This is a genomic window from Shewanella sp. Sh95, assembly GCF_001308045.1.
Classification (GTDB): domain Bacteria; phylum Pseudomonadota; class Gammaproteobacteria; order Enterobacterales; family Shewanellaceae; genus Shewanella; species Shewanella xiamenensis.
In genome coordinates, this window is the sequence record NZ_LGYY01000146.1 from 29,749 (window position 1) to 52,480 (window position 22,732).

General features: G+C 44.4%; 20 protein-coding genes. 16 read left to right on the forward strand and 4 right to left on the reverse strand.

The window, feature by feature from the left end:
• Positions 1-306 precede the first annotated feature (306 nt).
• The 5 genes from AEA42_RS10605 (at position 307) to AEA42_RS10625 (ending at position 5,330) form a co-directional block, all read left to right on the forward strand.
• Positions 307-2,499, forward strand: coding sequence for a TonB-dependent siderophore receptor (locus AEA42_RS10605; protein ID WP_055647697.1), 2,193 nt, complete (start codon positions 307-309; stop codon positions 2,497-2,499).
• A 73-nt stretch (positions 2,500-2,572) separates the two neighbouring features.
• Positions 2,573-3,247, forward strand: coding sequence for a Fe2+-dependent dioxygenase (locus AEA42_RS10610; RefSeq protein ID WP_055647698.1), 675 nt, complete (start codon positions 2,573-2,575; stop codon positions 3,245-3,247).
• 229 nt (positions 3,248-3,476) lie between these two features.
• Positions 3,477-4,484: a tRNA dihydrouridine(20/20a) synthase DusA gene (gene dusA / locus AEA42_RS10615; RefSeq protein ID WP_055647699.1), complete on the forward strand. Its 1,008-nt coding sequence runs from the start codon at positions 3,477-3,479 to the stop codon at positions 4,482-4,484.
• Between the two features lie 207 nt (positions 4,485-4,691).
• The gene (locus AEA42_RS10620) at positions 4,692-4,985 is read left to right on the forward strand and encodes a hypothetical protein (RefSeq protein WP_055647700.1); all 294 of its coding nucleotides are present in this window, start codon (positions 4,692-4,694) and stop codon (positions 4,983-4,985) included.
• Positions 4,986-5,129: 144 nt separating this feature from the next.
• On the forward strand, positions 5,130-5,330 hold the full coding sequence (locus tag AEA42_RS10625; RefSeq protein ID WP_037422129.1) for a PspC domain-containing protein: 201 nt from the start codon (positions 5,130-5,132) through the stop codon (positions 5,328-5,330).
• A 139-nt stretch (positions 5,331-5,469) separates the two neighbouring features.
• Here AEA42_RS10625 and AEA42_RS10630 read toward each other — a convergent pair whose 3' ends face one another.
• Positions 5,470-6,207: an enoyl-CoA hydratase-related protein gene (locus AEA42_RS10630; protein WP_055647701.1), complete on the reverse strand. Its 738-nt coding sequence runs from the start codon at positions 6,205-6,207 to the stop codon at positions 5,470-5,472.
• A gap of 34 nt (positions 6,208-6,241) precedes the next feature.
• On the opposite strand from AEA42_RS10630, the gene AEA42_RS10635 reads away from it, so the two are divergent.
• From AEA42_RS10635 to AEA42_RS10645, 3 genes are read left to right on the forward strand one after another with little or no spacing between them, the layout of a single operon-like run.
• Positions 6,242-6,724 (forward strand): copper chaperone PCu(A)C, encoded by a 483-nt coding sequence (locus tag AEA42_RS10635; RefSeq protein ID WP_037428023.1) that lies wholly within the window; start codon positions 6,242-6,244, stop codon positions 6,722-6,724.
• An 11-nt stretch (positions 6,725-6,735) separates the two neighbouring features.
• Positions 6,736-7,704: a DUF2333 family protein gene (locus tag AEA42_RS10640; RefSeq protein ID WP_037422138.1), complete on the forward strand. Its 969-nt coding sequence runs from the start codon at positions 6,736-6,738 to the stop codon at positions 7,702-7,704.
• A gap of 2 nt (positions 7,705-7,706) precedes the next feature.
• Positions 7,707-8,444: a TIGR04219 family outer membrane beta-barrel protein gene (locus tag AEA42_RS10645; RefSeq protein WP_037428021.1), complete on the forward strand. Its 738-nt coding sequence runs from the start codon at positions 7,707-7,709 to the stop codon at positions 8,442-8,444.
• A gap of 66 nt (positions 8,445-8,510) precedes the next feature.
• Here AEA42_RS10645 and tolC read toward each other — a convergent pair whose 3' ends face one another.
• On the reverse strand, positions 8,511-9,818 hold the full coding sequence (gene tolC / locus AEA42_RS10650) for an outer membrane channel protein TolC (protein ID WP_037422145.1): 1,308 nt from the start codon (positions 9,816-9,818) through the stop codon (positions 8,511-8,513).
• Between the two features lie 241 nt (positions 9,819-10,059).
• Here tolC and nudF point away from each other — a divergent pair, with 241 nt between their 5' ends.
• Genes nudF through parC form a run of 7 tightly spaced genes read left to right on the forward strand, consistent with a single transcriptional unit; the run spans position 10,060 to position 18,009 of the window.
• Positions 10,060-10,662 carry an ADP-ribose diphosphatase gene (gene nudF, locus AEA42_RS10655; protein ID WP_037422148.1) on the forward strand — a complete coding sequence of 201 codons (603 nt, stop codon included), beginning with the start codon at positions 10,060-10,062 and terminating at the stop codon, positions 10,660-10,662.
• Between the two features lie 12 nt (positions 10,663-10,674).
• Positions 10,675-11,115 carry a DUF1249 domain-containing protein gene (locus AEA42_RS10660; protein WP_037422150.1) on the forward strand — a complete coding sequence of 147 codons (441 nt, stop codon included), beginning with the start codon at positions 10,675-10,677 and terminating at the stop codon, positions 11,113-11,115.
• Between the two features lie 15 nt (positions 11,116-11,130).
• Entirely contained in the window at positions 11,131-11,967 is an 837-nt protein-coding gene (gene cpdA, locus AEA42_RS10665) for a 3',5'-cyclic-AMP phosphodiesterase (protein ID WP_055647702.1), read from the forward strand.
• A gap of 26 nt (positions 11,968-11,993) precedes the next feature.
• The gene (locus AEA42_RS10670) at positions 11,994-12,569 is read left to right on the forward strand and encodes a YqiA/YcfP family alpha/beta fold hydrolase (RefSeq protein WP_055647703.1); all 576 of its coding nucleotides are present in this window, start codon (positions 11,994-11,996) and stop codon (positions 12,567-12,569) included.
• Positions 12,570-12,625: 56 nt separating this feature from the next.
• Positions 12,626-14,512 (forward strand): DNA topoisomerase IV subunit B, encoded by a 1,887-nt coding sequence (gene parE / locus AEA42_RS10675; RefSeq protein WP_037422159.1) that lies wholly within the window; start codon positions 12,626-12,628, stop codon positions 14,510-14,512.
• A gap of 52 nt (positions 14,513-14,564) precedes the next feature.
• On the forward strand, positions 14,565-15,740 hold the full coding sequence (locus tag AEA42_RS10680; protein ID WP_037422162.1) for a PQQ-dependent sugar dehydrogenase: 1,176 nt from the start codon (positions 14,565-14,567) through the stop codon (positions 15,738-15,740).
• Positions 15,733-18,009, forward strand: a complete 2,277-nt coding sequence (parC, locus tag AEA42_RS10685) for a DNA topoisomerase IV subunit A (protein WP_055647704.1) — start codon at positions 15,733-15,735, stop codon at positions 18,007-18,009. The genes AEA42_RS10680 and parC overlap by 8 nt, the downstream gene beginning before the upstream one ends.
• A gap of 193 nt (positions 18,010-18,202) precedes the next feature.
• Here parC and AEA42_RS10690 read toward each other — a convergent pair whose 3' ends face one another.
• The gene (locus tag AEA42_RS10690; RefSeq protein WP_055647705.1) at positions 18,203-19,318 is read right to left on the reverse strand and encodes a porin; all 1,116 of its coding nucleotides are present in this window, start codon (positions 19,316-19,318) and stop codon (positions 18,203-18,205) included.
• 884 nt (positions 19,319-20,202) lie between these two features.
• Here AEA42_RS10690 and tcdA point away from each other — a divergent pair.
• On the forward strand, positions 20,203-21,006 hold the full coding sequence (gene tcdA, locus AEA42_RS10695; protein ID WP_047539345.1) for a tRNA cyclic N6-threonylcarbamoyladenosine(37) synthase TcdA: 804 nt from the start codon (positions 20,203-20,205) through the stop codon (positions 21,004-21,006).
• A 33-nt stretch (positions 21,007-21,039) separates the two neighbouring features.
• Here tcdA and AEA42_RS10700 read toward each other — a convergent pair whose 3' ends face one another.
• Positions 21,040-22,671, reverse strand: coding sequence for an ATP-binding protein (locus AEA42_RS10700; RefSeq protein WP_047539347.1), 1,632 nt, complete (start codon positions 22,669-22,671; stop codon positions 21,040-21,042).
• Between the last annotated feature and the right edge of the window lie 61 nt (positions 22,672-22,732).

Here is a 22,732-nt window from a genome sequence, read left to right on the forward strand (position 1 = left end):
CACCGAAAGGTTGATGATTCGAATGAGCATGCCGTTAGGCTATAGTGCGATAGCTTGAATGTATGCGAAAGATTTTTGAAGGAAATTTTCATTTCTATCATAGGCGTATCTTTAACCCTACCAATGTAGCTACAGTCGTTTTGCTGTGCCTAACAACTATAAACGGCTTAAACTGTGATTTACATTAAATTATAATGTAAATGATAATAATTATTGATCACAAAAATAATTTTACATATATTAGCGGGCGATTAACAGGTGGGGGACATCTGTTACAGGGTTTAGTCCGCAACAGGAATGCTTTAAATGAAATTTGCAAAACGTCGCAATGGTCGAGTCACGCTTGGTGCCCATGTTTTAGGTTCGTTAACCATAGGGATGGCGGTTTCTGCTATCCCTGCTATGGCCGCGGAGCAGGCACAAGTCGCAGATAAAAAAGTTGAACATATTGAGGTCAATGGTGAGTACTTGGGTTATAACACCCGCAAAGTACAATCGGGTAAATTTACCGAAGACCTGCTCAATACTGCGAAAACTGTAACAGTCATCAATCAAGATCTGATCAAAGATATGGGCGCGCAGAGTTTTACTGATGCGCTACGAGCGACGCCTGGTATTACCTTGGGTACTGGCGAAGGGGGGAACCCCTACGGTGATAGGCCGTTTATTCGTGGATACGATGCTCAATCCTCTACTTTTATCAATGGTATGCGTAATGTGGGTTCACAAAGCCGTGAAACCTTTAACATTGAACAAATTGAAGTCCTGAAAGGCCCAAGCTCTGTCTATAACGGCCGTGGCGCGGTTGGCGGTAGCATTAACATTGTGACCAAAAAAGCTCAGGCTGAAGATTTTATTAACGCCGATGTTGCCGTGGGGACTGATGCCCTCAAACGTGCCAATGTTGATATTAACCATGTGATTACCGATGAAGCTGCGGTTCGTGTCAACATGATGGCTCACGATGCTGACACTCCTGGGCGTGATGAGGTCACAGGTAATCGTTGGGGCGTTGCACCGTCAGTTACTTTTGGGTTAACGACGCCAACTAAAGTGACCCTTGAATATTATCATTTTGAAAACCATGATATTCCTGATTATGGTATTCCCTACGATCAGGCGACAGGCAAACCTGCCGATGTCGATCCAGACAATTTCTATGGCTTATTATCGCGGGATTTTCGCGATACGATGGACGATACAGCTTCGGTGTTGATCAGCCATGATTTTAACAACGACATGCAGTTCACTTCGACGTCTATCTATAGCCGTAACAGCAATTACTATATTGTGACTAACCCAGACGACACCACTGGCAACGTGGCTAATGGTTATGTTTGGCGAAACACTAAGTCGCGCCATTCGGTCACTAAAACCCTAGCGACTCAATTGCAACTCTCGGGTGAAGCAAAACTTGCAGGAATGACTAACCGTTTTGCAGTCGGGACTGAACTCAGTAACGAACGTACTAGCAATTTGAGTTACACCGTCGATACGGGCAATGGTCGCAACGCGGGTTGTAATCAGGCAATGCTGGATAACTACAACTGTACGTTGCTGGATAACCCGAATCCCCACGATCCTTGGGTTGGTACGATTACACTTGGTACCGATGCGACAGTGACTGAAACCGATACTCGCTCTATCTATGCCTTTAATACGATTGAGTTAACTGAAGCATGGATGGTTAACGCAGGTATCCGCTGGGATGACTATACCACCAGTGCTGAGAACTCAACCTCTCGATTCAGCAATGATGCTGATTTCTTCAACTACCAATTGTCGGTGCTATATAAGCCCGCAGAAAATGGCAGTATCTACGCTGCGTGGGGCACTTCCTCTAATCCACCTGGCACGTCCAACGGAGATGGGGCAGATCGTCTTGGCAGCACTAATGCCGATTTAGAACCAGAAGACACCGAAAGCTACGAGTTAGGCACTAAATGGGATCTTTGGGAGGGGCGTTTATCTCTGAATGGCTCTGTATTCCAAATCGAGAAAAACAATGCCCGCGTTGCGACCTCTGGCGATCGTAATGCACCGCAGGAAAACGTCGGCGAGCAAAAAGTCAAAGGCTTTGAAATCGGCTTTTCCGGTGACTTTACTAAAGATTGGCATGGTTTTGGTGGTTATACGTATTTGGACGCTACCCTCGAAAGCAATGGTTACAACGCAGCGCAAAATGGTAATCGCTTCCCTAATACAGCCAAAAATAGCCTAAGTTTATTCACCACTTACGATATTACCGAGCAGTTAACGGTCGGCACGGGTGCCTATTATATGGACAAAGTGTATGGCAATACGGCTAATACGCTGTCAATTCCGTCTTACTGGCGTTTTGATTTGACCTCATCCTATAAGATGAGCGAATTCTTGACCTTACGCCTGAACGTTCAAAATCTAACGGACGAGCGTTATTACGATAAAGCGTACACCGCGCACTTTGCCAATATGGCGCCTGGACGTTTGGTGATGTTAAGTGCCGATATGCACTTTTAATATCAGTGAATGACGATTTGAATGGCAGCCCTAGGGCTGCCTTTGATGTTTATGCTTTCCTTAAGGTTTGAAGATGCTTATTGAAATTCCTCATGTTTTTTCTAAACAAGAAGTCAATCAGTTACGTGAACAACTCGATGCTCGCACTTGGATTGATGGCAATCAAACATCAGGCGTGATGGCGAGTACCCGTAAGCGCAATCAGCAGTTGGATAAAGACGATCCCGTTGCGATTGGCATCGGTGAATTGATTATGGAGCGCTTGTTAGCTCATCCTTTATTTGTCTCGGCAGCACTTCCATTACAGTTTTATCCGCCCTTGTTTAATCGTTATCAAGGTGGAGAAACCTTTGGTTATCATATCGACAATGCAATTCGCTCGACGAGTGACGGTATGGTGCGTACCGATCTGTCTGCCACCTTATTTTTAAGCGAACCAGACACTTATCAAGGTGGTGAGCTGGTCATCCAAGATACCTATGGCCAGCAAAGCATTAAGCTGGCGGCGGGATCTTTGGTGTTATACCCGTCAACGAGTTTACATCAGGTTACGCCTGTCACATCAGGTGAGCGAACCGCCGCCTTTATGTGGCTACAGAGCATGGTGCGCGATGAGGGGCAGCGCCGCTTGTTATTTCAACTCGATCAATCGATTCAATCTTTGACGTTGCAGGCCGCGCCTGAACAAGAGCTGTTTAATCTAACGGGTGTTTATCATAACTTGCTCAGGCGTTGGAGCGAGTTGTAGCTTTGGTTCAGAGTCGGCTCCTGTTCCTGCATTATCTCCACAAAGCAGGCGGTTTAGGGTATAATCCCGCTTGCTCTGAGGGGCAATAAAACAGTAAACGTTAACTCGTTTACTGTTTTTGTATTTTTACGCTGGCGCTGTATTGCTCATCTGCTGCTTAAGTTAAGGCGCTTTATCCCTCAAAGTTTGAACTTACTGGCAAATTTTAATTACTTGAGTCGATAGTCACGTGTTGAAAAATAATCTTAATGATGGTCTACAGCTCGACCGCACCTTTTCCATTGCACCGATGCTCGATTGGACGGATCGTCATTACCGTTATTTTGCGCGCTTAATGTCGGCTAATGCTTTGCTGTATACCGAGATGGTGACCACCGGCGCGATTTTGCATGGCCGTGGCGATTATCTTGCCTATAACCAAGAGGAACATCCTCTGGCATTACAATTAGGCGGCTCTAATCCTGCTGAACTTGCGCGCTGCGCCAAACTGGCCGCTGAGCGCGGTTATGATGAAGTGAATCTCAATGTGGGCTGTCCTTCGGATCGGGTGCAAAATGGTCGCTTTGGAGCCTGTTTGATGGCTGAACCTGAGCTGGTGGCTGAATGTGTCGATGCCATGAAGCAAGTGGTTGATATTCCTGTGACGGTAAAAACGCGCATCGGGATCGATGAGCAGGATAGCTATGAGTTTTTGACTCACTTTATTGATACTGTCATGGCTAAAGGCTGTGGTGAGTTTATAATCCATGCGCGTAAGGCTTGGCTGCAAGGCTTAAGCCCGAAGGAAAATCGCGAGATCCCGCCCTTAGACTACGAACGTGTTTATCAACTCAAACGTGATTATCCGACGCTTAATATCAGCATTAACGGTGGCATCACTAGCCTTGAACAGGCCCAAACCCACTTGCAGCACTTAGATGGTGTGATGGTAGGACGTGAGGCTTACCAGAATCCTTATATGTTGGCGCAGGTTGACCAACTGCTCTGCGGCAGCCAGAAGACGGTGATTAGCCGTGAGGCTGTGATTGAGGCGATGGTGCCCTATATCGAGGCTCACTTGCAGGCGGGCGGACGCCTAAATCATATCACTCGCCATATGATTGGCTTATTCCAAGGTTTGCCTGGTGCCCGTGCGTGGCGTCGTTATTTAAGCGAAAACGCCCATAAAAACGGTGCGGGCATAGAGGTGGTAAAGCAGGCTTATTTGAGTATTCAAACAGAAATAATTGCTCAATAATCATTCGATTTAAAAAGTGGTGAGATTCACTAAACGTTGTAGTATTTTTCACCACTTTACCTTTCCTAAATATCTCGCTTATCTCGTTCTAGCTTAAAATAAATTTTTAAATCTAATTAAATTAGTGTGTTAAGTCTTATTTGGTAAGTTGGCACGCCCTTTGTAATAGTCCCTATGTCAAGTTAATCAATCGAAAGGGACGACATCATGTTTACTTCAAATGTTAAAAAATCAGTTCAAGTGAGTGTGTTATTCGGTACATTAATGGCGAGTGTTACAGCACATGCTGAAGCGGCTCCTGTATCTGATGTTATGAGCGCCATTGAGCAAACTCTTAGCACCCAAGCGCAGGAGTTGTTAGTGAATACAAAGCGTGAATTGGTGTTATCGCTGCAAACGCAACTGGCTGAAAGTATCTATGACTTTAATAGTCAATTAACACTGAGCGCGGATACCCAAACTGATTCGGCAACCACAGGTGAATTGAGCGCGAATAAGTAAGGATCTGCCTATGTGGTTTGTAGCACCTCTAATGACTTTGCTACTGCTACCAGTGATTAGCCTCGCGTTGTTTTCAGGCATTATCTGCTGGTTTCAGTGGCATAGTGTCAGCGATAAGTAACTCATAAAATTTTGGAGTTCAAAATGAAACGAGCGCAAATACGAATGAACAATTCACAACGTTTGGTCTGTGGTGTTGCATCAGGTATGGCGTGGCAATTTGGTTGGTCCTGTTTTTGGACGCGAGTGGTATGGGCGGGGGCAATTCTGTTTATGCCAGGCGTGAGTCTACTGGTGTATTTTGTGTTGGCTTTGCTTGTAGAACAATGGAAAAGACCGATTTAAGCCAAGTTTTTGTACTCTAGATTGTGGGACATTAATGGGACAGCCTATACACGTTTATGGCCACAATCGTTAGCGAGATGCTATCAACAAGAGGGCACATTGACCCTCATGCCAATAATGAGCACTTGCTAAGTGAGTATCACTTTTTAAGAAAAGCCTGGAATCTGGCTTTTGCTTCATCACTTTTAAGTCTTGCACTAAATTGTTCTAATTCTTGATGCATTTGGTGTTGCACACGGTTTTTATGTGGTCGCATCAACTGACGGGTAATTTGCAGCGCCTGCGGTGGTTGATTGGCTAGTTTTTTCGCTTGGTTAAAGGCATAAACCAATAACTCTTCTTGGGCGATCACACCGTTAATGATGTTCAGTCTGTGGGCGGTATCAGCATCAAAACTTTCTCCGAGCAGCAATAATTCAGCTGCTTTTTGATAACCCACTAATTCGGGTAGGAGTAAACTCGCGCCCGCTTCAGGGACCAAGGCTAAATTAACAAAGGGCAGTTGAAACTTAGCTGTATTGTCTGCGTAAACTAAATCGCAATGCAGTAGCACAGTGGTACCAATACCAACAGCCGCACCAGAAACGGCAGCGACCAGTGGTTTTTTGAGCTCTAATAAACAAAATAAGAAGCGTACCGCAGGATGGTTTGGCCCTAAGTCACTATTTTTCAAAAAGTCTGCAACATCATTGCCCGAGGTGAAACAATTATCTTCACCATGGAGCATAAAGGCACGAATGTCGTTGTCTGCTTCACCTTCGATCAGGTATTCTGTCAGTTGTTTATACATATTAAGATCAAGTGCATTGCGTTTATCTGGGCGATTAAAGCTGATAACACGAACGCCCTGATCATCCCGAACCTGTATATGACTCATGGGTTGTTTTCCTTTACGACGACATTGGGTAGACATGGAGTTTAAGACATTGAAACCGATATTCAAACAGATGTTTAATTGTGTTGCCTTATCCTGTGCCTCATTTTCTGTTTTCGCCAACGTAGTGATGACTGAAGGTCATGTACGTGCAATGCCTGATACCGTTCCAAATACCGCCGCTTACTTTACGCTCGAAAATCACAACGATAAAGCCGTACGCTTGATTGGCGTGACAACCGACGTAGCGAACGAAGCGCAATTGCATACCATTATTGAAGAGCAAGGTATGGTAAAAATGCGCCATGTTGAAGGCTTTGATATTCCATCCCATGGAAAATTAACCCTGATGCCATCGGGGGAGCATGTCATGCTAATTGGGCTTAAGGCTCCATTAGTGTTAGATCAGCAAGTTAAGCTGCAATTAGAGTTTAACGATGGCGAAAAAATGACGATTACATTGCCTGTCGCTAAGCAGGCCGAGAATGCTGCTGAACCCGAGCATCATCACCATCATTAAGGAGTCGCTTGATGCAAATCACATGGAAGAAGGTCACTGGAGTTAGTTTATGCGTTGTTTTAATTGGTTATGTTGTGAGTGTCTGGTGGAGTATCGAGCCTGATCCGCTGACGCCACAACAGCTTACTGCCACAGAAAAGAATGTTGTTGGTTATGCGACCACAACCTCTTTGATTATGACTGTTGAAACGCTGCTGGATAAGCAAGGTGGTTGGCTATCGAATGATGTTATGCCACCCTCAATCTTTATGGATAACATGCCCGCCTTTGAGTATGGCGCTTTAGAGCAAGCGCGTGATTTGGCGCTGATTATGCGTAAAGAGTTTAGCCGTTCACAGTCGCAATCTACCGCTGATAAAGATTTGAGTGAAGCGCAGGCTAAGTTGAACATCGACCATACCAGTTGGTTAGTTCCCAGTGCTGAAAGCGAATACCGCGATGGTATTAAGCTACTTAAGTTGTACCGGGCGCGAATGATGGACCCGAATAATCAAGATGCACAGTTTTATGCCCGCGCAGATAACCTTAATGAGTGGCTCAAAGAAGTGCAAAAACGTTTAGGCAGTATGTCGCAACGGTTATCTGCAAGTGTAGGTCAAGAACGTCTTAACACCGATTTAGCGGGGGATAATGCTGCGCGTCAATCAACCCCTAATTTAGCCAGCCATCAGGTGAAAACCAGCTGGTGGAAAATTGATGATGTGTTTTATGAGAGCCGCGGCGCCTCATGGGCATTACTGAATTTTATGCGTGCAGTTGAAGTCGATTTTGCTGACGTGCTGAAAAAGAAAAATGCTGAAGTGAGCCTAAAACAGATCATTCGTGAACTAGAGGCAACTCAGCAAACGGTTTGGAGCCCTGTTGTGCTTAATGGCAGTGGTTTCGGTCTAGTCGCTAATCATTCATTGGTTATGGCTAACTATGTATCCCGTGCAAATGCCGCGGTGATTGATTTAACGAACTTGCTATCTCAAGGTTAATTATGAAAAAAATACTCCTGGCCAGTGCAGTATTAGGCTGCATAATGGCTACATCAGCTCACGCGGCCACTGTGGTTGGTTTTAAAATAGGTGGCGATTATTGGCGCGCCGATACTAGCGGTACTTTTTCCGATAAAGGTCAGCCACAACAAGGTTTTGACTACAGCTCATCAGCGCAGGGTAGCTATTGGTTTGCCGTTGAACACCCACTGCCTTTTGTGCCAAATCTGAAAATTCGTGAAAACAGTCTTGATCAAAAAGGTAGCTTGGCGAACGCTGATTTCAGCTTTAATGGTCATGATTTTAAAGGTAATGTGACCAGTTATACCGATCTGAGCAACACCGATTTTGTGTTGTATTACGAACTGCTGGATAACGATATTTTATCTTTTGATTTGGGCGCAGCTTATAAGTTGATGAATGGCTCTCTGCGTGTCCAAGATGCAGGTCATCCAGAAGAGAAAGACGTAGATAGCGGAATTGTTATGGGGTACGCCAGTACCCATGTGAGCATGCCGGGTTTAGGCTTATTTGGCTTTGCAGATTTAATGCTTGGGGTGAATGAGTCGAATGTACACGATTATGCGGTCGGTTTAGGCTGGCAGTTTGATGGTGTTGCGGTGGATACCCGTGTGCGCGTTGGCTATCGTGAGTTTGCCTTTGATGTGAATAATTTCTCTGGCATTAGTGCTGACTCAAAGTTTGATGGCTATTTCGCTGGCGTCGAAATTGACTTCTAAGTCGTAATTCTGACAATAAAAAACCGCCAATCTTGGCGGTTTTTTTATTGGACAATATTGCTTAACTTATTCAGCTTTTAGGCCGTTGTTAATAGCAATAACATCATCTTCGTTTAATGTACCCGCTGCTTGTTTCAGTGCAACAATCGAGTTGATGTAGCTGTAACGCGCATCTGATAATTTACGTTTTGAGTCGTACAGATCGCGTGTACGGTTCAATACGTCAACAATAGTACGAGTACCAACTTCGAAGCCTGCTTGCGTAGCCTTTAATGCACTTTCAGATGAAATTACAGACTGTTCGTAAGCACGGATAGAGCTGATTGACGCCCCCACGTTGTTGTAGTTATTACGAACGTTTTTCACTACGCTACGGTAGGTTTGTTCCAACTTCTCGCTTGCCTCAACATATTGGAACTGCGCTTCTTTGACTTGTGATGAGACTTTAAAGCCTTCAAAAATCGGAATACTTAAGTTAATGCCTGCGCTCATGTTGTCAAAATCAGGTTCATTCGAATTACCTAATTTTTGCTCTAAACCTTTGCTATAACCAGCATTTAAGCTTAGTGATGGCATATGGCCTGCTTTATAGAGGCTAATGGTCTCTTGAGCGATATCTTTGCCAATACGTTGAGTCATTAGATCGACGCTATTGGTCTCGGCAATTTTTAACCAATCACTAGATGAACTCGGTGCTGGTGTGACTGCTGAGAAGCGGTTAGTGTCGAGTACGTTTAAGGCTTTGTGATCGATACCCGTGATTTCGCGCAGTGCTTCATAACTATTGGCAAGGGTATTTTCTGCCAAAATTTCAGAGGCTGAGGCTAAGTCATATTGTGCTTGAGCTTCATGAACGTCAGTAATCGCAGTTAAACCAACGGCAAAACGTTGTTTAGTTTGCTCAAGTTGACGCTCAATCGCGCGTTTTTCTGCACCTTGGAACTCGTAGTTATCTTTGGCCGTTAATACATCAAAGTAGGCTTTAGTCACGCGAGTGATCAAATTTTGCAGTGCCGATGCATAGGTTGAGTCAGCTTGAGAAGCGGCTTTCTCCGCAAGGCTTAAACCTACCCAAGCACTATGGTCATAGATGACTTGATTGAGCTTTAGGTTGCCAGTCAGGCCGCTGCTATCATCTCGAGGATCATTCCATGCCTTGTCATAGCCCACGTTTGCACTGATAGTCGGTAACAGTGGCGCACGATTTTGTTCAATCTTTTCAAACAAAGCGTTACGTTGCGCTTGCGCTTGCAACACGAGTGGGTCACTTGTCAGTGCCTGTTGATAAATTTGCAGTAAATCATCTGCTTGAACCGCAGGAGCGGAAGCGGCTAGAGTTAATGCTACGCATAGAGAACGGATCTTAAATTTCATTTGCTGTCCTTATTAGACAAAATCTCCAAAAGGAGAAATATATAACTTCGTTTAGACTAAGTAATGCCTTTACCAAGGCGGTTTGCGCTTCCCGACGCTTCCCGATACAGCTAAAACTTAATGACGTAGAGTCTAAAAACTCCCACACGTTCAAGTCAACTGCGAAGTGTAACAGATTTTATTTAAAAATGAGCCAAATTGCCTTGATAATAGGCGAAAATTTAACTGTTAAGGATAAGATATGAAGCCTCAGGTTTTTTCGCAAACAGATATTGAAATCCTCGAAAAAAAATCGCTATATCAAGGCTTTTTTGCCTTAGAGCAATTTACCTTCAAACATAAGCTATTTGCTGGAGGCTGGAGTCAGCCTGTCACCCGTGAGGTCTTTGAACGTGGCCATGCAGTCGTTGTGCTGCCCTATGATCCTAAGTGCGATAAGGTTGTGTTGATTGAGCAAGTTAGGTTTCCTGCATTAGCAACCACTAAATCTCCTTGGCTTATGGAGTTAGTCGCGGGTATGATTGCGCCCGACGAAACGCCAGAGGATGTCGCGCACCGCGAGTTGTTAGAAGAAACTGGTTTGACCGCTCGCCACATCCATTTTGTGAGCAGTTATCTTGCAAGCCCTGGTGGCAGTACTGAACGTTTCTATTTTTATTGGGCTGAGGTGGATTCATCACAAGCCCAAGGTTTGCATGGATTAGCTGACGAACACGAAGATATTCGATTGCATGTTGTAGACCGTGAGGTTGCCTATCACGGTGTCGTTAATGGCGAAATAGACAATGCATCGACCGTTATTGGATTGCAGTGGTTGCAATTAAACTATCAGCAACTGGTTTAGGTTGGAAAAGGTTTGGCGCATTCAACATCACATCAAAAACCGCGTTATCAACCCAACGTGAGCGACTTTTTAGCGCTATGCGGGCGTAACTATGGCTATATGCAAAAGTGGTTGCCACTGGATATTGCTGTGGGTCAATCTTGGCAACTTGAAGGTGAATTTGGTGTATTAGTTATCCGTATTTTAGAAAATACCAAATATACTCAATTAGTTGAAATCTCACGCCCACTACAAATAGTGGAGTTTGTTAATATTCCCAAGGTGTTAGTGAGAATTTATCATGATGCTAAATTAGCAGAAGTGTTAACTGGTCAACAGATTTACCAACTGCGCCCAGTGTATGATTATCCCAATTTACGTATGTATCATAGTGATGAGAAGTACCAGGTAAATGCATTCCTGGGAGAATTATTGAAGATTGGTGGCCAACAACGTTTGGTTTGCCAGTCTTAGAATTGGGTATTCAATGTGCTGAAAGAGGCTATCTCTTACTCTGTAGCTGATGAAAGTGTGCGCATAGTGCAAGTCACTGACCCGCACCTCTTTGCCGATCCTGAAGCTCAGCTACTTGGTGTTAATACCAGCAAAAGTTTGGCCGCGGTACTCAATACCATACGCGCCGTTAATTACCCTGCGCATCTTATGCTTGCCACAGGTGATTTAAGTCAAGATTATTCCCCTGAGTCTTATCGCCAATTTGTGTCAGCGGTCGCCCCGCTCAATTTACCTTGCCATTATCTTCCGGGTAATCATGATGATCCGCGGATCATGTTTTTGCATATGCAGGGCGAGCGGATTTTTGGCCAGCAACGTATTTTAGTTGGTAAATGGCAAATTTTGATGCTGGATTCCACCGTGAGAGGAAAACCTGGTGGTCATATGGCCGCGAGTCAATTCGAACTCATTGAACAGGCTATAGCCGCACATCCAGACCGCCATACTTTACTGGTGATGCATCATAATCCTATTTTGGTTAATTGTGCTTGGTTAGACCAACACTGCATGGATAATGGGACGGAATTTTTAAAGTGTGTCGCTCAATACCCGCAGGTCAAAGCTTTGCTGTGGGGCCATGTGCATCAACAATTGGATAGCCTTTACGATGGTCCACATGGTGCGTTGCAATTAATGGCGACACCTTCTACTTGTATCCAGTTTAAACCGCAATCGCCTTATTTTGCCCTCGATGGACTGCAACCCGGTTATCGTTTGCTGGAGCTCAAGGCCGATGGTAGCATCAGCACTAATGTGTATCGCGTACCGGGAAATCTGTTTTCCCCCGATAAAGATTCCAGCGGTTATTAACGCGAGTGACCGCAGCTTGAGGAACTATGCTGCTCTATATTCACGGATTCAACAGTTCTCCTTTCTCTGATAAAGCGGTGATGACGGCACAATATATGGCCGAGCATCACCCGTCCCTCACTTTTCATCAGCCACAGTTACCCAATACACCCAAAGCTGCGATGGCCTTACTACAGCGCTATGTAGAGGAGGCTTTGCAAGCGGGTGAGCCGCTTAACTATATTGGCTCGTCCTTAGGGGGTTATTTTGCCAGTTACTTGGCTGAGCATTATGGTGGCCGAGCCGTGTTGGTGAATCCGGCAGTAAAACCCTTTGAACTGTTTGATGAATTTATGGGGCCGCAATTTAACCCTTATACCGAAGAGCATTATCAGGTATTACCAGAGCATAAGCAGGAAGTGGCTGAATTTAATACGGCTGTTATCCGCAATCCCGATCGTTTTTTGGTACTATTGCAAACGGGCGATGAAGTGCTGGATTATCGCGAAGCGCTACATAAATATCATCATTGCCAATTACGGATTGAATCCGGTGGTGATCACAGTTTTGTGGGTTATGAGCGATATCTGCAAACTGTAAGCCAATTTTTACACTTACCTTGACAAATCGTCATCCACAGCCGCAACATGGCCGGATATAACAACCTATAGCGTACACTATGACTAATCAATACACCTCTGACGCCATTGAAGTTCTTAACGGACTCGACCCAGTTAAACGCCGTCCAGGTATGTATACCGATACCAGCCGACCTAACCATTTAGGCCAAGAGGTCATAGATAACAGTGTCGATGAAGCCTTAGCTGGCCATGCCACTAAAATTGAAGTAGTGCTCCACACAGATAACTCGCTGGAAGTCACTGACGATGGTCGTGGTATGCCAGTGGATATTCATCCCGAAGAAGGTATTCCAGGGGTCGAGCTGATCCTGACTAAACTCCATGCTGGCGGTAAATTTTCAAATAAAAATTATCAATTCTCTGGTGGTTTGCATGGTGTAGGGATTTCAGTCGTTAACGCCCTGTCTCGCAGAGTTGAAGTCACTGTGCGCCGAGATGGCCAAGTGTATGATATGGCTTTCGAAAATGGCTTTAAAGTCGAAGAACTACGAGTCAGTGGTACCTGCGGTCGGCGCAATACCGGTACTCGAGTACATTTTTGGCCTGATGCGAGTTATTTTGATTCGGCGAATTTCTCCAATTCCAAACTTATTTATTTACTGCGTGCCAAAGCAGTATTGTGCCCCGGTCTTAGAATTAAATTCACTAATAAGCACACTAACGAAGTGCATGAGTGGTACTACGAGAGTGGCTTAACCGATTATCTTAAGACGGCGGTAGGCGATAATATCATGCTGCCGGAAGAGCCTTTTATCGGTAGTTTTAAGGGACAAATTGAGGCGGCAGATTGGGCTATTACCTGGTTGCCAGAGGGCGGGGAGTCGATTAACGAAAGTTATGTCAACTTGATCCCAACGCCATTGGGTGGCACCCATGTGAATGGCTTTCGCCAAGGTTTGTTGGAGTCGATGCGTGAGTTTTGTGAGTTTCGTAATCTCATCCCCCGCGGGATTAAGCTCTCTCCTGAGGATATTTGGGATCGCGCAGCCTTCATTCTGTCAGTGAAAATGCAAGACCCGCAGTTTGCGGGACAGACAAAAGAGAAGCTTTCGAGCCGTCAAAGCTCAGCCTTTGTTTCAGGTATCGTGCGTGATGCATTTTCGCTTTGGTTAAATTCGAATACCGAATTAGCCGAGTCATTGGCTGAAATGTGTATTAATAACGCGCAAAAACGCTTAAAAGCAGCGAAAAAAGTCGCCCGTAAAAAAGTCACATCAGGTCCCGCATTACCGGGTAAATTGACCGATTGTAGTGGCCAAGATCCAATGCGCGGCGAACTCTTCCTTGTGGAAGGGGATTCTGCGGGAGGCAGTGCTAAACAGGCTAGAGACCGTGAGTTTCAAGCTATTATGCCGCTACGTGGTAAAATCTTAAATACGTGGGAAGTGGATGCATCTCAGGTATTAGCGTCGCAGGAAGTACATGATATTTCGGTGGCAATTGGTTGTGATCCCGACAGCAACGATATCTCCGAGTTAAGATATGGCAAGATTTGTATTCTCGCCGACGCCGATTCCGATGGATTGCATATTGCGACTTTACTCTGTGCACTGTTTCTGAAACATTACCGAGTGTTGGTTGAGCAGGGGCATGTTTATATCGCCATGCCGCCACTGTTCCGTATCGATATAGGTAAAGATGTTTATTACGCTTTAGATGAGGCTGAAAAAGAAGGTATTCTCGATCGTATCAGCGCTGAGAATAAAAAAGGTAAAGTTCAAGTAACACGCTTTAAAGGTCTGGGTGAAATGAATCCACTGCAATTGCGTGAAACGACAATGGACCCTAATACTCGCCGTTTAGTGCAGTTAACTATTGATGATGCGGAAGAAACTGATTCTCTTATGGATATGCTGTTAGCTAAGAAGCGTTCACCCGATCGTAAAAACTGGCTCGAAGATAAGGGTGACATGGCGGTACTTTAATGTTGTGCACTATTGCCGATAACAATAACACTTAGGCATAAAGAAAATTACCATGTTGTATATTAAAACGAATAATTATAAATGTTTAAAGGTGTTCTCTGCCTATTGGACCCTACTGGTGAGTCTGGCTTTGTTACCGATCCAGACGGCGATTGCAGGGTCTCAGTCGATCATGATTACCGTCTCAAAGGGATTTGGTTTATCGCTCTATGCTTCCGATCTTGGGGATGCCAAACAGCTTGCGATGGGGGCAAATGGCACCTTATTTGTCGGCTCCAATAAGAGTGGCACAGTGCATGCGCTTGTTGATAGTAATCAAGATGGTCGTGTAGACAAGCGTTATGTCATCGCCAAGGGGTTAGAGTCTCCCGATGCGATCGCGTTCCATAATGGTGATCTGTTTGTGGCAACTGAAAACCGAATTGTCCGCTTTATTGATATCGAGCAGCGCTTACGCCGTCCAAGTCGTCCTAAAGAGATTTATAGCGATTTACCAGAGTCAGATAAGAAAAGTGCACGAGCGATGAATTTTGGTCCTGATGGCAGGCTCTATGTCTCTATCGGTGCACCTTGTAACGTGTGTGAAGCGAGCGCACCCTATAGCAGTATTATTGCGATTAATGTGGATACCGGCGCCAGTGAGCAAATTGCGTCAGGTATTCGCGATGTGACAGGTTTTGACTGGTCTCCTCAAGACGGCAAATTGTGGTTTGCCGATCAAGGACGCGATTGGATGGGCGATAACTTACCCCCCGATGAGATTAACCGCATCGATGTGGCGGGCAGCCATTATGGCTTTCCGTATTTACACGCATCATCCGTGGTCGAACCTGCCTATGAAAAGCCAAAAAATTTAAAAATTTCTGTACCGATATACGAACTGCCTGCACACGTTGCACCAACGGGACTGGCATTTTACCGTGGTAAGCAATTCCCAGAAATCTATCATAACCAATTGTTTGTTGCTGAAAATGGTTCTTGGAACCGTTCAAGCAAAGTCGGTTATCAAATCGTCATGTTGAAGCTTGAGAATCAACAGGTGGTCAGTCGCGAAACCGTAGTGAGTTTTCTCGACGGTGAGTTTCCTGTCGCCCGCCCCTATGGATTATTGTCCGGTGAAGATGGGGCCATGTACATCTCGGATGATTTGAAAGGTAACCTGTATCGACTGTTCTATAGGGATGGCGATAATACTGAAGAACCACAGGAACTAGAAGAAAATGAGTGACGCAATCAAGTTAAGCTTGGATGGCGTAGAGCAGATGCCATTGCGGCGCTTTACCGAAGAAGCTTATCTGAATTATTCCATGTACGTCATTATGGACCGAGCCTTACCCCATATTGGTGATGGCCTTAAACCCGTACAACGACGGATTATTTATGCTATGAGCGAGCTTGGTTTATCGGCTCAATCAAAGCATAAAAAATCAGCTCGTACAGTGGGTGACGTATTAGGTAAGTACCATCCCCATGGCGATAGTGCCTGCTATGAGGCGATGGTGCTGATGGCGCAGCCATTTTCATATCGTTATCCACTGGTAGATGGTCAAGGAAACTGGGGGGCACCAGACGATCCTAAGTCATTTGCAGCAATGCGTTATACCGAGGCGCGCCTGTCGAAGTTTTCTGAGCTGTTATTATCTGAGCTGGGACAAGGTACGGTTGACTGGGGGGCGAACTTCGATGGCACGTTAAAAGAGCCCAAAGTGCTGCCTGCACGTTTACCCCATATTTTGCTGAACGGCATCACTGGCATTGCTGTGGGCATGGCGACAGATATACCGCCACATAATGCTAGAGAGTTAGTGAATGCCTGCGTTGCGCTTTTGGACGATCCCAAACTCGACCTTGCGCAGTTGATGGCCTATGTGCCAGGGCCTGATTATCCTACAGAAGCTGAGATCATCACCCCGTCTGCCGATATTGCCAAAATCTATGAAACTGGGCGTGGCTCCTTAAAAGCCCGTGCGGTTTATACTGTCGAAGCCGGTGAAATAGTGATCACCGCGCTACCACATCAGGCGGGTAGTGGTAAGATTTTAGAGCAGATTGCTGCTCAAATGCAGGCGAAAAAATTGCCTATGGTTGCTGACTTGCGTGATGAGTCTGACCATGAAAACCCCGTTCGCTTAGTGATTGTACCGCGCTCAAATCGCGTCGATTGCGATCAACTGATGGCGCACTTGTTTGCGACCACCGATCTTGAGAAAAGTTTTAGGGTAAACCTTAACGTACTGGGCCTGGATGGTCGTCCAAGAGTTAAGGGCCTAAAAGACTTACTCACCGAATGGCTTGAGTTTCGTGTCGATACCGTAAGACGTCGCCTCGAATATCGTTTAGATAAAGTGTTGGCGCGTTTACATATCCTTGAAGCGTTAATGATCGCTTTTCTCAATATTGATGAAGTCATTGAGATCATTCGTTTTCATGATGAGCCCAAAGCGGAGTTGATGGCGCGTTTTAACCTGACAGACAAGCAGGCTGAGGCCATCCTCGAGTTAAAATTACGCCATTTAGCTAAGTTAGAAGAATTTAAGATCAAAGCTGAGCAGGACGAACTGGAAGCTGAACGTGAAAAGTTAGAGCAATTATTAGGTTCTGAACGCCGTTTAAAAACCTTAATAAAGAAAGAATTAATCCAAGATGGTGAGACCTATGGCGATGATCGCCGCTCTCCTATTGTAGAACGCCATGAGTCCCGCGCCTTAACAGAGCAAGAGCTTACCCCGAGTGAACCTGTGACTGTGGTGTTATCAGAAAAAGGTTGGGTGCGTTGTGCTAAGGGCCATGATATTGATGCCGAGTCTTTATCCTATAAGGCGGGCGATCAATATCTCTGTAGTGCCATCGGGCGCAGTAATCAGGTGGCAGTGTTTATTGACTCATCCGGTCGCGCCTTTGCCACCGATAGTCATAGTCTGCCATCGGCTCGTACCCAAGGTGAGCCCATTACTACGCGCTTTAATATGGCATCTGGTGAGACCATGCAGCATGTTATTTTGGGGGAAGACGAGCAATGCTTCCTCTTAGCAACCGATGCAGGTTATGGCTTTATTTGTACTTTCAATGACATGGTGTCTCGTAATAAGGCGGGTAAAGCGCTATTGAGTTTACCGACGAATGCCAAGTCTTTATCACCCAAACCGATTGATCGTAATCGAGAGATGTCTATCCTTGCCATCACCAATGAAGGTCGTATGCTGCTGTTTTCATTGGAAGCATTGCCGCAATTATCCAAGGGTAAAGGTAATAAGATTATCGGTATTCCAAGCGAGCGCGCTAAAAACCGTGAAGAGTTAATGACACATTTACAACTTGTGCCAGCAGATACTCCAGTTACCTTGTGGGCGGGTAAGCGCAAACTCACACTTAAACCAAGTGATTTAGAGCATTATCGCGGTGAGCGCGGACGCCGTGGTGCAAAATTACCACGTGGATTACAGCGTGTTGATAGTGTGGAATTAGGCGAAGGTGCAGAGGTCTTGCCTAGCATTTAACTGTGAATTTGAGGCTGCGTAAGAGGTTGCCAGCACAAGTTATCAAAACCGTTAATCAAAGCCACTCAAGTTTCACTGGAGTGGCTTTTTTATTATCAGAGTTATGCGCTACAGAGTCACTTTTCTTAAATACAAGGCATAAAAAAACCTACCGCTTGCGGTAGGTTTTTATTAGCGAATATCCGTAAGGATATTAGAAGTCGTAACGTACACCAACAGAGAATACGTTGTCGTCTTGTAGGTCTACTTTGTTACCTGCTACGACATGGTCACCACGGTACATTGCGTATTGACCGTATACCATAGTTGATTTAGAGAAACGGTAGTCAGCACCCACGTTGAAGTTTTGCACGCTGATATCAGTACCTGACCAAGACTTATTGGTGATAACATCTTTACCTGTTACTGGATCAGTCGAAGTAACAGTATATTTGTTTACGTTTTTGTAGTAATTACCAAAACCTGCTTCATCAAAGCCGTATTCGGCTTTCAGGTTAACACCGTTTAAGGTGTAAACTACGTTTACAAAATAGGTGTTACCATCTTTATCGCTATTCACAACATCTTCAGATTGTTGGAATAAACCGCCCACTTTGAAGTCACCAAATTTAACTTGAGCAACACCGCGGTATGCGTCAACACCAGCGATACCTTTGTTGTAAGCTACAGCGACATAGTAGTTTTGATCTTTGAACTTGCTATCACCCAGAGTCGCGCTCAGAGCGTATAAGCTTTCGGTGGTTTTTGCAGTAGTGTCGTTATCATCAAATAGATAAGTGGCGTTTAAGGTCACTAAATCAGCGATTTTTGGAGAGTAGTACCAAACACCGTCTGCGCTACGAGTTTGTGCGCTGACTAAACGGTCGATATCGGCGTTGGTGTTACCAAATACGTCTACGTTACCTTCTGCTTGTTTGAATACAGTGTCATTACGACCTACTAATACAGTACCTGCATTAGTTTTTAAACCGAGGAAAGTGTTACGAGCTTTGAACACATCACCTGAGCCAGAAGTGTTTTCAACTTGGAATTCCATTTGATAAACAACATCATAGCCATCAGCGATTTTCTCAGTACCTTTAACACCTAACAGTGAGAAGTTATTTTCTAAATAGGTACCAGCATTGTTTTCATCAGCATAGTTTGCTGTGTCAACACCATTGGTGCCTGATTGTAGAGTTGCACCTGTTTCAGTATTAGTTAATGCAAGCTCTAAACGACCATAGAAGCTTGGGCCTTCGGCTAGCGCACCGAATGAAGCCAGCGCTAATACTGATGCAACTGATGCAGAGATGAATGTCTTTTTCATGTTTTGTGCTCCCTCGAACCTAAGTTCTTATCCATTTTTCATGGTTTTTGTGTGGTTTAACACGTTTGTTACAGAAATAAGTAACAAAGTTGCCGCCGATTTTTACAGTTTTATGCCTTGCAGGCTGTGTCATAGATCAAGTTTTTAGCTCTCCTTGCCTGTATTCGGGGTTTTTTAGGACATTTCCCTATCACTTGACCGAAAATCGGCGTGTAAGAGATAAAACTGTATTTTTGGCATACTACTAAAGAGGTATGCGAAGTGCCGTAGCATATACAGACCGGCGGGCCTAACTGTAGCATATACTAATGTTGTCGCAAGTTTGTCATATACGCGTGAGTTGGTGTTATTGGGTACCGAGTACAATAAAAAAAACAAGTAAAGTTACTTTTTAGCAACAAAACACCTGAGAAGATGTTGTTAAATGTGTTTAAAATCAAAAATTTAATTGTTGTTGATGATCTATTATTTAGATATTGTATTAACTCAGCTAGCATAAGCATTAGTTCAATGCGATAGCCATCATCCTAGACCATAGTATTAGGACGTATTGACGTTTTGAGTGTGAATTTTATTCGTTCTGGCAAGCTTGTGCTTGCGATACGAGAAATGATTATTGACGAGTAAAGCCGTCAATCAACGTGGGTTTAGCGCTTACATTTGCATTCGTGCAAACATGTCTGCTCAGTGCCTTAGGAAAGCCGAGTGGTTTAATTTAATATCTAGCTGCATCTTTTAGCTCATGGGTTGAGTTTGATTTCGGTTTTTGGCTTAAATCGTTTAGAATCTTCGGCGCATTTTTCATGCATTATGCTGCGTTGGTAAGTGTTTCTCCTCATTCTCGTTGCGGCCGGGTTCGCTAGATATAAATAAGGTAAGTATTGATGACTGAAGCCTATCAAAATCGCTTTGGTGGCATAGGCCGCTTGTACGGGCAAAAAGCGCTTGCGAAATTTGCAGCATCTCATGTCGTGGTAATTGGTATTGGTGGTGTGGGCACTTGGGCGGCTGAGGCATTGGCAAGGAGTGGTATTGGTCAAATTACCTTAATTGATTTAGATGATATCTGCGTGACCAATACTAACCGTCAAATTCATGCGCTTACCTCAACTATTGGCGATTCTAAGGTTGCAGTTATGGCCAAACGGATCCGCGAGATTAATCCTGATTGCCAAGTCAATGAAGTAGAAGATTTTATTACGGTCGACAATCTGGGTGACTATTTACTAGGTTCTCAGTCAGGCGGCAATATTGATTATGTTGTTGATTGTATTGATGCGGTTAAACAAAAAGCAGCGCTTATTGCTTGGTGCAAACGTCAAAAAATCAAGATAGTGACCGTAGGTGGTGCTGGTGGGCAAGTTGATCCAACACAGATCCAACTGACTGATTTGGCTAAGACCTATCAAGATCCGTTGCTTGCAAAAGTGCGTAATATTCTTCGCCGTGAATATAACTTCTCCAAAAATGTACAACGTCGTTTTGCTGTGGATGCCGTTTTTTCTAGTGAACAGCTCGTTTACCCTCAAGCTGATGGCTCGGTTTGTAGTACTAAAGCCACCGCCGATGGTAGCATGCGGATGGATTGTGCTTCGGGGTTTGGTGCTGTGACTATGGTCACTGGTACTTTTGGATTTGTGGCGGCGAGCCGTGTCCTTTCTCGGTTGGCACAATTAGCTAACGAATAATCCAATTTGTATGTTTTATTGTTCTAAATATTTTCAAATAGTGAACTCGTGGTGAGTGGTTATCTTAGGCGCATCGCATTGGTTAAGAGGAATGCGAATGTTAAATTGCGCGCCGCCAAGTGAAGAGTCTGCTTGATAGCTCATTGAACCTTTTAACAAGGTGACTGCATTAAAGGCAGCGGATAAACCTAATCCCGTGCCGCCTTTACTTCTATTGGTGGTAAAGAAAGGCTCGAACATATGTTCAGCGACTTCGGGGGGGATTGCGACGCCATTATTTTGGATGCTGATATTCACAAAGCCCTGCTCAATACTGGCGGAGATTTGTATCTGATTATCTTCTCGGTCTTGAAATGCATGGGTATAAGCGTTGGACAATATATTACTGACGATTTGGTTTAATAGACTCACATTAGTTTGAATATTTAAGTTGGGATCGACTTGTAGGTCGGTTTTTGCGTTGAGTTTAGGATGCATTATCAAGCTAGACGCTAAAATCTCTTTAAGCTGCCTTTGCAGATTGATGCACTGATGCTCTTCGTGGCTGCGGTCGATAGCAATAGTCTTGAATTTTTGAATTAGGCTGCTGGCTTTGGTGATATTACGAACTATAAGCTCACAGCTTTGTTGATACTCGTCCAAAATCGCATTGATTTCGTCGAGTGTCGCGTGCTCACTATGGATAAGCTCAATGAGTTCTTCTATATGATTTAATTGTGCGCTGGCCGCCGTTAAGCAAATACCAATGGGGGTATTAATTTCGTGCGCCACACCAGACACTAATCCTCCTAAGGCGGCCATTTTTTCCTGTTCAACTAACACCTGCTGTGCGCGCTTTAGAGCGGCTAAGGATTGCTCTAACTCTTGGGTTCGCTCTTTAACTTGTCTTGCTAGTTCTTCCTTATAACTACGTTCGAGTTTCAGTAAACGCTCTCTATCTTCTAATGCTGTTTGTAACTCTGCTTTAGAACTTTTCAGTGCTTCAAATGAGCTGCGAAGTTGCCCTTGCATGCTGTTAATCGCATCAGCAACTTGTTTAAACTCATCGATTTTCTCCTTACGTTCAAATTGAAGGGGTTCGAAGTCCGCGTCTAAGTTAATCCGTTTGCAGTATTTACTGAGTTTATCGAGATGTTTAGTGATGTTGTACCAGACTAAAAATAGAATAAATCCAGCGACTAAGAAGGTTTTTATGCCATTGGAGAGTAAAATAAGGATGGCTTTATCGTAAAGGCGGTCATAAATGGCATCCATGTCTACTTGTACTTCTAAAGTACCAACGTTGATATTGTCGGTCGGTGATTTATACACCAGAGGAAAGATTTTATTTAAAGTATGAGTTGGTTTTGGGGTTCCTCCGTTCCACGATTGACCACTATCATCTTTGATTGAAATGTAGTTAATATCAGGTAGTTGGATGAGACCATTTAGTTGGGTGTTAATCAGTCTTTCATCTATTACCCAAATACTTGCGGCTAATACATCCAGGTTAGCTTTCTCGATATTAGAAAATACCCGATCAATCCGACTAACATCGCCACGATAATCGCTAATGAGTTGGTAGGCTGTCGTCATTAGTGTGATTAAGGAGCTGAATAGCACAATTGACAAGGTGAGGTGCCTACCAATCGGGCTTTTTATAAATTGACTGAAGAATGTCAGCATCTTAAATAATCTTTATCTGATAGCAAGTTGGATGCTTATAAGCATAGACTCAAGCTTAAAA